The organism is Shewanella sp. AC91-MNA-CIBAN-0169, from assembly GCF_040310165.1.
Lineage (GTDB): Bacteria > Pseudomonadota > Gammaproteobacteria > Enterobacterales > Shewanellaceae > Shewanella.
This window is the reverse complement of sequence record NZ_JBEOPM010000055.1, coordinates 1-2,549: the sequence shown is the minus strand read 5'-3', so window position 1 is coordinate 2,549 and position 2,549 is coordinate 1. Positions and strand designations below refer to the sequence as shown.

The 2,549-nt window shown below is 39.4% G+C and carries 1 protein-coding gene; it reads right to left on the bottom strand.

Going from position 1 to position 2,549, the window contains the following annotated elements; translation table 11 throughout:
- Positions 1-163: 163 nt before the first annotated feature.
- Entirely contained in the window at positions 164-1,435 is a 1,272-nt protein-coding gene (locus AAEY98_RS22070; RefSeq protein ID WP_351019675.1) for an MFS transporter, read from the bottom strand.
- Between the last annotated feature and the right edge of the window lie 1,114 nt (positions 1,436-2,549).

Genomic DNA, 2,549 nt, shown 5'->3' with positions numbered 1-2,549 from the left:
ATCCACGCTCAGTGCTCTATATACCTAGCCGTTATCCACTTAAATATAAACAGTAATGCTTATCCGAATAGCATTAGCCTATATTGGCTGCATTTTTTGTTGTTAAATCACAGTACTTAAAGAGTGCTCAATACTAGCAGTAAAGGTTGTCCCTTGTTGTTACTTATCGTTGCAGTGTTTCCGCTTGTGGATCTATCTCAGTTCTGGGGTCCATTTCATATGCTGTTGGGCTTGCCATATCGGTGACGGCACGAAAACTTTCTTTTGTTGCAAGTGTTGAGGGGGCAATATGGCTGCGGCGTCTTAATAATACTATCACGAAGAAAATCGCCAAACATGAACTGGTAAAGGCATATAAACCCTTGGCGCCAAATAATCCCATCGCAAGTGAAGCCATCGGCGCACCAATAGCCGACGATAACCCAAGAGTGATAAGCATGGCACTGCTTATTTCAACAAAATCTTCAGCGGTGGCGTTGTCATTAGCATGGGCTAAGCATATTGCGTATAGCGTCATGCATGTCCCTCCCCAAAAAAAGGCTGATATTGCTGCTGGCCAACCGCCAAAAGTAGTGACAACGTAAGGAAGAGTGACGAAGAGTAATGACACCAAGGAGCCACCTAAGGCAGTAAACATCAAAACACTGCGCCTATCAAACCTATCGGATAACTTACCTAGTGGTACTTGAAAACAAGCTCCGCCAAGGACGGTAGCAGATAAAAATGCACCGAGTTGAATACTGTCAAAACCATTATCTTTAGCGTAAATAGGCGCTAATGCCCAAAATGCACCTGTGACAAAACCGGCAACCACGGCTCCAATCAGTGCAACGTGAGAGTGCCGCCATACCTTGGCCATATTCAACTTAACGTGTTTTACCACCGCAGGTGCTGATGAACGTGTCAGTGACACCGGAATGATTGCGATAGAGATAAATATAGCGGCTAGACCGAATAGCATCGATTCGTGCTCGCTGCCTAAATTGAACAGTTGTTGGCCACACATCACCATGATTAAATTTAGCGTGGTATAAATAGACAGTATTGTTCCTCTATTATTCGCTGTTGACGTGCCGTTTAGCCAGCTTTCAATGATCATGTATAAACCAGAAATCATCACCCCGATTAAAAACCTTAACAACATCCAACTATAAAACTCGGATAATAAAGGAAATAGTAAGATGACCACCGAGTAACATGTTGCCAATACAGCAAAGCTACGAATATGCCCAACTCGTTTTAACATATAGGGTGTGGCTAAACAGCCGGAAACAAATCCTAAAAAGTACCCCGATCCGGTTAAAGCGACTTGAGTATCGCTAAAACCAGATTCACTCGCCGCAATGGGGAGCAGAGTCAGTAATAAACCATGGCCAAGAATTAAGAATGCATTAGATATGAGTAATGCTGAAAGTGGGATTAACGCGTTTAACATGTCACTCCAATAGGTTTTGTGTGTGATACGTCACCAATTCACACAGCTAATCACCAAGATTGATTGTAATGAACTCCGAATTTGCCCAGGTATTAAAGCGTGTTTTAGTTTATTAATACCGCGTGTGACGCTGCTTATCGTACTATTTGGGACAGAACTGGGCGATGTTGTTGCAAGAAACGACGTTGGTTAGCGCTGATGTAACCTGCGTTTTGCACATTTCACTGACAAACAATATGAAAGGAAGATTTATGCCAAGTGTGGTTATTATTTTTTTATATTATAAATCAGCGTGTTGAGAGTGTGGCTTTTGGTTTTGCAGTTTAGATTAGTTTTACAGCGGTACAATGCTGAGCAGCATTGCACTGAAATCGAACAATATTTACTCTCAATATTGTGATAAATGCTTTCAATAAAGATGATATAAATTGAAATGTTTACCAGTCATAACCTTTGTAACAAACTGCTTATTTGAAAAGAGTCATTATGATGAAACTCTCTTAGAATAAATCGAATAAGGAAGTGATTTAACAGAGCAAGATGCTCATCATTTTATTGACGTTTTAGATATGGCAACCACGAATATCAGGCTCACTCATTTATTAGGTAACATATCTGTTATTAGAAGAACAAGAGATGGTTTTGAAATTTATTATGGCAGTACATCAGGAAAACTGGGTTGTAAATAGGTGTATTCTATTGAGCGTAAGGTTATCAATTGGAAGCTAGTATGGGCAATAAATTATGATTCTGTTCGAAGTATTTGTGTTTAACCCTATGGGCGTTTAATCATAACCCATTATATTGTTCATTTAATGACCATTATATCGCCCAATTAATCCGTATTATCTTAATATGGATAAACCATTTGAAGAGATATTAATTTTGAAAAAATATACAAACATCGACATCATTCATCATGAAGATAACGAGATAGTGGCGATGCTGACTGCTGGCTTACGTCAATTTAATGTTGAAAACTTAGGTTATGAAACTTCGTAAGCCCTTACAATTGTTGCACGAAATAATGATGGAGAGGTAATCCCCCCTAAAAATAGTAGATTTCAAAAGTAGAATTTTCTCGTAATATATACGCAGGGAGATTCTGCATGAA

Excerpts from the sequence above, each read along its gene's own strand:
- AAEY98_RS22070 (WP_351019675.1), bottom strand. The coding sequence starts at position 1,435 with ATGTTAAACGCGTTAATCCCACTTTCAGCATTACTCATATCTAATGCA.